Genomic DNA, 7822 nt, shown 5'->3' on the forward strand with positions numbered 1-7822 from the left:
TTCCCATGAACATCTTCCGCACCGCTCTTCTTCTCGCCGCCATGACGGCGCTCTTCATGGGCGTCGGCTTCCTGATCGGCGGCCAGCAGGGCATGGTCATCGCCTTTTTCGCCGCGGCGGCGATGAACGTCTTCAGCTACTGGAACGCCGACAAGCTCGTGCTCCGGATGCACAACGCCCGGGAGGTCGACGAGCGCACGGCGCCTGAATTCTACCGCATGGTGCGGCAGTTGGCGGCCAATGCCGAACTGCCGATGCCGAAGGTCTACATCATCGACAACCCGCAGCCGAACGCCTTCGCCACCGGCCGCAATCCCGAGAACGCCGCCGTAGCGGCCACCACCGGCCTTCTTGAGATGCTGCAGCCGGAGGAGGTGGCTGGCGTGATGGCGCACGAACTCGCCCACGTGAAGAACCGCGACACGCTGATCATGACGATCACCGCCACCATCGCGGGCGCCATCTCCATGCTGGCGAACTTCGGCTTCTTCTTCGGCGGCAACCGGGAGAACAACAACCCGCTCGGCTTCGTCGGCGTCATCGTCGCCATGATCGTCGCCCCCATGGCGGCCATGCTGGTGCAGATGGCCATCTCGCGCACCCGCGAGTATTCGGCCGACCGGCTTGGCGCGGAGATCTGCGGCCGGCCGGAGTGGCTTGCCTCCGCGCTCCAGAAGATCGCCGGCGGCGCGGCCCGGATTCCCAACATGACGGCCGAGGCGAATCCTGCTACGGCCCACATGTTCATCATCAATCCGCTGTCGGGTCAGCGCATGGACAACCTCTTCTCGACCCACCCGGCCACCGAGAACCGGATCGCCGCGCTGATGGATTTCGCCCAGACGACCGGCCCCCTGGCCGCGCCGTTCCAGGCCGAACCCGCGGCGCGCCCGGTGCGGCGGGGACCGTGGGGTCGGCCGAGCGCGCCGACCGGCAGCCGCAGCAACCGTCGTGGACCCTGGGGATGAGACCACCGAAGACACCGGGTTCCGGCAGCGGGCGCCCGCCTGAAGGCCGCAAGCCGTCCGGCCCGCGCCCGCCCGCCCGCGGACCCGGCGCGTCCGCCGCCGGCGGCGCGGAGGGTCCGCGTCCGGCCCGTGCCGGCAAGCCGTCCGGCGACAAGCCGTTCCGCCCGTCCGGCGAAGGACGACCCCGCCGCGACGACCGGCCCGCCGGCGGACCCGGCCGCGGCGGCTTTGCCGGCCACGCCCGCCCGCGGGCCCAGGGCCAGGTGGGCCTTGCGGCGCGCCAGCTCGCTGTCGACCTTGTCGCCACGGTGCAGAAGGGCAAGCTGCTCGACCAGTTGCTCGACACCGGCAAGCTCGCCGACCGCTACCAGCTGCTCGACCCGCGCGACCGCGGGCTCGTCCGGGCGATCGTCGGCATCACGCTGCGCCACCACGGCCAGATCACCGACGCCATCGGCCGGTTTCTCGAGCGGCCGCTGCCGGACGACGCCGGCATCCTGAAGCCCGCCATGGCGGTCGCCGCCGCCCAGGTGCTCTTCATGGACATCGCCGACCACGCCGCCGTCGCCCTCGGGGTGGAGGTGGTGGACGCTGACAAGGGCGCTCGGCCGTTCAAGGGCCTGGTCAACGCTGTGCTCCGCCGGATCGCTGGCGCCAAGGAGCTCATCCTCGCCGAGCAGGACGCCCCGGCCCTTAACACGCCCGCCTGGATGATGGAGCGCTGGACCGCCACCTACGGGGCCGAGACCGCCCGCGGCATCGCCGAGATGCAGATGGTGGACCCCAGCATCGACCTGACGGTGAAGAGCGAGCCCGCGGCCTGGGCCGAGCGGCTCGGCGGCACCGTGCTGCCGAACGGCACCGTCCGCATCCCGACCCAGGGCGCCATCGAAAAGCTCGCCGGCTACGACGAGGGCGCCTGGTGGGTGCAGGACGCCGCCGCCACCTTCCCGGTGCGCCTCCTCGGCGACGTGAAGGGCAAGAAGGTGGCGGACCTCTGCGCCGCCCCGGGCGGCAAGACCGCGCTTCTCGCCCACTTGGGCGCCACCGTCACGGCCGTCGACGTCTCCGGCTACCGGCTCGCCCGGCTGCAGCGCAACCTGTTCCGGCTCGGCCTCAAGGCCGACGTGCTCACTGCCGACATCACCGAGTGGCTGGCCGGGCCGTTCGACATGATCCTGCTCGACGCACCCTGCACCGCCACCGGCACGCTCCGCCGCCATCCGGACGGCTTGTTCGCCAAGGGGCAGGGAGACGTCGCCGCGCTCGCCGGCCTGCAGCGCAAGTTGATCGACCAGGCGATCCGCAGCCTGAAGCCGGGCGGTCTCTTCGTCTATTCCACCTGCTCGCTGGAGCCGGAGGAGGGCCCCGACCAGATCCGTCGGCTGATGCTGATCGACGCGCCGGTGGAGCGGGTGCCGGTGACCGCCGACGAGGTGGCCGGGCTCGCCGAGATCGTCACGCCCGAGGGCGACATCCGCACCTTGCCGACCCACCTGCCGCATGCCGACCCGAGGCTTTCCGGCCTCGACGGCTTCTACGCCGCCAGGCTCCGCCGCAAGGTCTGAGCCTTTGCCAACCGGACCGCGAGAGCGGGTCGGGCAAGAAGACCGCCATCTGTTGCAGCCATGCAAGAGCGGCCCCGGGGCGACGTCCCGGGGCCGTTTTTATGCAATGTGGCAGTGGGTTGCATACCATTTGGTAACCACGTGCGGGTCCAATGGTCGAGCGTAGGCGGTTCAGCGTCGGGCGCGGCCGTCCCGTCCTGGCCGCGCGCCCGTCGATCCCGTGGTGGCGACGTCCTTTGTAAGGGCGGGCCCGGACGCCCGGCCCGGTTCCGTCGGTCGGATCCTCCGATCCCGCAACCCGGACAGGAGACGCCACGCCGATGCAGGCGATGCCGAAAGGAGGCGCGGACGCCATGGCCTGGGAGTCGGCCGCCGGACTAGCCCGCCTCCTCGCCCATGCGGCGGGCGTCGTGGCGCGTCGCGCGGTCGTGACCGTGGAGACCGGCCCGTTCGCCCGCTGGCGCTGGCCGGGCCCGACACCCGAGCGGCTGGTGATCGCCCCCCAGGACATCCGCACCGCCGACCCGACCCTTGCCGCCGACATCTACGCCGGCATCTTCGCCTTCGCCGGCAAGGTGGTGGAAACCGGCGGACGGTCGCCCTTCGAGGTGCACGACGCGCCGGACGACTGGACCGCGGCCCTTCATGGCTTCACCTGGCTGCGGCACCTGCGCGCCGCCGACGGTGCCCTCACCCGGCAGAACGCCCGCGCGCTCGTCGCCGACTGGATCGCCCAGGAGACCAAGGCGCCGCCGATCGCCTACGAGCCGGAGGTGCTGGCCCGCCGGGTGCTCGCCTGGATCACCCAGTCGCCGCTGATCCTGGAAGATGCCGACAGGGCCTTCTACCGCCGCTTCCTGCGTTCGCTGACCCGTCAGGTGCGGCGCCTGCGCACACGCTTCCTGGACGCCCCGGAAGGCTGGCCACAGCTTCTCTCGGCTATCGCCGTGGTGGCGGCCGCGCTGTCCATGGACGGCCAGCAGCGGCTCGTCCGCCAGGGCACCCAGCGGCTGGAGCAGGAACTCGCCGAGCAGATCCTCTCCGACGGCGGTCACATCAGCCGCCATCCGGGCGTGCTTCTGGAGATTCTCGCCGAGCTGCTGCCGCTTCGCCAGGCCTACACGGCGCGCGGGCTCTCGCCGCCCCCGAGCCTCATCGGCGCGATCGACCGCATGATGCCGATGCTGCGCTTCTTCCGCCATTCGGACGGGGCCTTCGCCCACTTCAACGGCATGGGCTCCACCCCCGCGGATCTTCTGGCCACCATCCTGGCCTATGACGACGTGCGCGGCCAGCCGGTGCACGACGCCACATCGTCCGGCTACCAGCGCCTGGAGGCCGGCAGCACGGTGATCCTGATGGACACCGGCATGCCGCCGCCGCTGGCCCTCAGCGCCCATGCGCATGCCGGGTTCCTGTCGTTGGAAATGAGCGGCACCCACCATCGCTTCGTGGTCAACTGCGGCGTCGCCGATGCCGACGAACGGTGGCGCCAGGTGGCCCGCGCCACGCCGGCCCATTCCACCGTCACGCTGGAGGAGACCTCCTCCGCCCGCACCCTCACCCGGCGGATGCTTCGCCGCCGTCTCGGGCCGCTGCTCGTCTCCGGTCCGTCCGCCGTCACGGCGGAGCGCCGCCAGACGGGGGATGCCATCACGGTGACGGCCCGGCACGACGGCTACGCCGCCCAGTTCGGCTTCGTCCACGAGCGCCAGATCGTGCTTCAGGCCGACGGCGGGCGGATCGACGGCATCGACCGGCTCATGACGCGGTCGAGCCGGGGGCGCGGCCGCGACCGGTTCGCCATCCGATTCCACCTCCACCCGGCGATCCGGGCCAACCGCACCGCCGGCGGCGACATCCTCCTGATGGCGCCGGACGGCGAGGCCTGGACCTTCTCCTGTCCGCTCATCGAGCCGGAGCTTGCCGAGAGCATCTATCTTTCCGACGTGCACGGTCGCCGCCGGTCCGCCCAGATTGTGGTGTCAGGGCGCGCACGCGTCACGCCGGAGGTCGCCTGGACCCTGGTCCGCACCGGCCTGCCCGCGCGCGGCAGGCCCGTGCGCGCGTCCGTCGCCCAAGGGGACGCCGGTCTCTTCGACTGAGAGGCTGCCTCCGCTTGGCCAGCCTGCCGGTCGCCCGGTCCGCCGGGTTCCGTGCGGGGCAGATCCGTGCTAATCGCGCGGCCGACCCGTGCACTCCGCGCGCAAGCGCGCGCCTTCATCCGGAGCCCCGACCATGACCGGCCAACCCGACCGCATCCTGCCGAAGCGGGCCCTTCTTTCCGTGTCGGACAAGACCGGGCTCGTGGACTTCGCGCGGGCGCTTGCCGGGCGTGGCGTGCAGGTGCTCACCACAGGGGGGTCGAAGACGCTTCTGGAGGGGGCCGGCGTGCCGGTGACCGAGGTGGCCGAGATGACAGGCTTCCCGGAGATCATGGACGGGCGGGTGAAGACCCTGCACCCCCGGGTGCACGGCGGCCTCCTCGCCGTCCGCGACAACCCGGACCACGTGGCCGCCATGATCGAGCACGGCATCGAGGAGATCGATCTCCTCGTGGTGAACCTCTACCCGTTCGAGGCCACCGTCGCCCGCGGCGCCCCGGTGGACGACACGATCGAGAACATCGACGTGGGTGGTCCGGCGATGATCCGCGCGGCGGCCAAGAACCACGCCCATGTCACCGTGGTCGTCGAGCCGGCCGACTATGCGGCTGTGCTCGCCGAACTCGACGCCGGCGGCGTGCCGTTCGACCTTCGCCGCCGCCTCGCCGCCAAGGCCTTCAGCCGCACCGCCGCTTACGACGCCGCCATCTCCGGCTGGTTCGCCCGCACGCTCGGCGGCGAGACCGGCGACTTCGCGGCCGTCGGCGGCCGGCTTCAGGAGGCGCTCCGCTACGGCGAGAACCCGCACCAGTGGGCGCGCTTCTACGTTGGCGGCGATAGCCGACCGGGCGTCGCCACCGCGCGCCAGCTGCAGGGCAAGCAGCTTTCCTACAACAACATCAACGACACCGACGCCGCCTTCGAACTGGTCGCCGAGTTCGCCGACACCCCGGCGGTCGCCATCATCAAGCACGCCAACCCGTGCGGCGTCGCCGTCGGCGACAGCCTAGAGGAGGCCTATGTCAAGGCGCTCGCCTCGGACCCCGTCTCGGCCTTCGGCGGCATCGTGGCGCTGAACCGGACACTCGACGCGGCGGCGGCGGCCCGGATCGTGGAGGTCTTCACCGAGGTCATCATCGCGCCGGAGGCCACCGACGAGGCGATCGCCCTCGTGGCGGCCAAGAAGAACCTCCGGCTCCTCGTCACCGGCGGCCTGCCGGATCCGCGCGCGCCGGGCCTTGCGGTGCGCACTGTGGCGGGCGGCTTCCTGGTGCAGTCCCGCGACAACGGCGTCGTCACCGCCGCCGACCTCAAGGTGGTGACCCGGCGGGCCCCGACGGACGGCGAGTTCGCCGACATGCTGTTCGCCTTCAAGGTGGCCAAGCACGTGAAGTCCAACGCCATCGTCTACGGCAAGGATGGCCGCACGGTCGGCATCGGCGCCGGTCAGATGAGCCGCGTCGACAGCGCCCGCATTGCAGTCCGCAAGGCCGAGGACGCGGTGCGCGCCGCCGGCCTCTCCGGTCGCCTGACGGACGGCGCCGCGGTCGCCTCCGACGCCTTCTTCCCCTTCGCCGACGGCCTCCAGGCGGCCATCGACGCTGGCGCCACCGCCGTTATCCAGCCGGGCGGTTCCGTCCGCGACGACGAGGTCATCGCCGCCGCCGACGCCGCCGGTCTCGCCATGGTGTTCACCGGCATGCGCCACTTCCGCCACTGAGCGGGAGCGGTCGAGGGCGGGAGCGCCGAAAGGGCGGAGGGGAGGGGAAGCTGCCTGTAGAGGATGGGATGAAGAGAGCGGATCGATCGAGCGCCCGCTGGCGATCAACTGTCTGCTCTCGAACCCTCCCGCATCGTCAGGGTCGGCTTCAGGCCGACAGTCCACGCATTTCGGTCGGCTATGAAAAAGCGTGGGTGGTCCGCCTGCGCGGACCATGACGATGGAAGGGCTGAAACGCGCGCGAAACCGGCCCGGTTGCATCGGCGCAGGTGCGTGCCCCGCTGCCAGTGGCGTACCGCCGATGCCACCCCCTCCGCGATCGTCGTGGTCCGGTTCAGCCGGACCACCCACGCATACCTCCGACCGTGCAAGGCGAAGATCGTTCGTCCGCGCGGACCGTGGCGCGCCCGTCGCGCGTCGAACGCCCCGATCCCCCCTCCCGGGCGCCCTCAGCGGGTCGGGACCGGCACTTCGCCGCGGTAGTCGTAGAAGCCGCGCTGGGTCTTGCGACCGAGCCAGCCGGCCTCGACATACTTCACCAGCAGCGGGCAGGGGCGGTACTTGCTGTCGGCGAGGCCCTCGTAGAGCACCTGCATGATGGAGAGGCAGGTGTCGAGGCCGATGAAGTCGGCCAGCTGCAGCGGGCCCATGGGGTGGTTGGCGCCGAGCCGCATGGCGGTGTCGATGGCATCGACCGAGCCCACGCCCTCGTAGAGGGTGTAGATGGCCTCGTTGATCATCGGCAGGAGGATGCGGTTGACCATGAAGGCCGGAAAATCCTCCGACACCGCGATGGTCTTGCCGAGGCGGGCGACGAAGCGCTTGGCGGCGTCGAAGGTCTCGTCCTCAGTAGCGATGCCGCGGACGAGCTCGACGAGCTGCATCACCGGCACCGGGTTCATGAAGTGGATGCCGATGAAGCGCTCCGGCCGGTCCGTGGAGGCGGCGAGCCGGGTGATGCTGATGGACGACGTGTTGGTGCCGACCATCGCCTCCGGCTTCAGCGACGGACAGAGGGCGCTGAAGATCTTGCGCTTGACGGTCTCGTTCTCGGTCGCCGCCTCGATCACCAGGTCGTAGTCGCCGAACTCCTCCGCCGACACGATCGGATGGATGCGGGCGAGCGCGTCCACGCGCTCCTCCTCGGTGATCTTCTTGCCGGCCACCTGGCGTGTGAGGTTGCCGTTGATGGTGGCAAGCCCCGCCTCGATGCGGTCGCGCGACGTGTCGTGCAGGCCGACCTTGAAGCCCTTCAGGGCGCAGACGTGCGCGATGCCGCTGCCCATCTGGCCGGCCCCGATGACGCCCACCGCGTTGATCTCGACCATACCCGTCCTCGATTGCTCACGCGGGCCCGTGCCGGACAGCTGGCGGCGCGCTCGCTCCTGGAGCGCGCCGGTCCACCGGTCAGCCGAGCGCCTTGGTCAGTTCTGGTACGACGTCGAAGAGGTCGCCGACAAG

General features: G+C 71.0%; 5 protein-coding genes. 4 read left to right on the forward strand and 1 reads right to left on the reverse strand.

Annotated features, from left to right (window positions below; translation table 11 throughout):
- The first annotated feature begins 5 nt into the window (after positions 1-5).
- The 4 genes from htpX (at position 6) to purH (ending at position 6361) form a co-directional block, all read left to right on the forward strand.
- Positions 6-968, forward strand: coding sequence for a zinc metalloprotease HtpX (gene htpX / locus BUQ68_RS12800; protein ID WP_075216350.1), 963 nt, complete (start codon positions 6-8; stop codon positions 966-968).
- Positions 965-2536 (forward strand): RsmB/NOP family class I SAM-dependent RNA methyltransferase, encoded by a 1572-nt coding sequence (locus BUQ68_RS12805; protein ID WP_083656538.1) that lies wholly within the window; start codon positions 965-967, stop codon positions 2534-2536. The genes htpX and BUQ68_RS12805 overlap by 4 nt, the downstream gene beginning before the upstream one ends.
- Before the next feature lie 353 nt (positions 2537-2889).
- A complete protein-coding gene (locus tag BUQ68_RS12810; protein ID WP_083656546.1) occupies positions 2890-4641 on the forward strand; it encodes a heparinase II/III family protein in 1752 nt (583 codons plus the stop codon).
- A gap of 133 nt (positions 4642-4774) precedes the next feature.
- Entirely contained in the window at positions 4775-6361 is a 1587-nt protein-coding gene (gene purH, locus BUQ68_RS12815; protein ID WP_075216352.1) for a bifunctional phosphoribosylaminoimidazolecarboxamide formyltransferase/IMP cyclohydrolase, read from the forward strand.
- A 449-nt stretch (positions 6362-6810) separates the two neighbouring features.
- On the opposite strand, the gene BUQ68_RS12820 is transcribed toward purH, so the two are convergent.
- On the reverse strand, positions 6811-7689 hold the full coding sequence (locus BUQ68_RS12820; RefSeq protein WP_075216353.1) for a 3-hydroxybutyryl-CoA dehydrogenase: 879 nt from the start codon (positions 7687-7689) through the stop codon (positions 6811-6813).
- Positions 7690-7822 lie beyond the last annotated feature (133 nt).

The sequence above is a fragment of the Mongoliimonas terrestris genome, assembly GCF_001927285.1.
GTDB lineage: Bacteria > Pseudomonadota > Alphaproteobacteria > Rhizobiales > Pleomorphomonadaceae > Chthonobacter > Chthonobacter terrestris.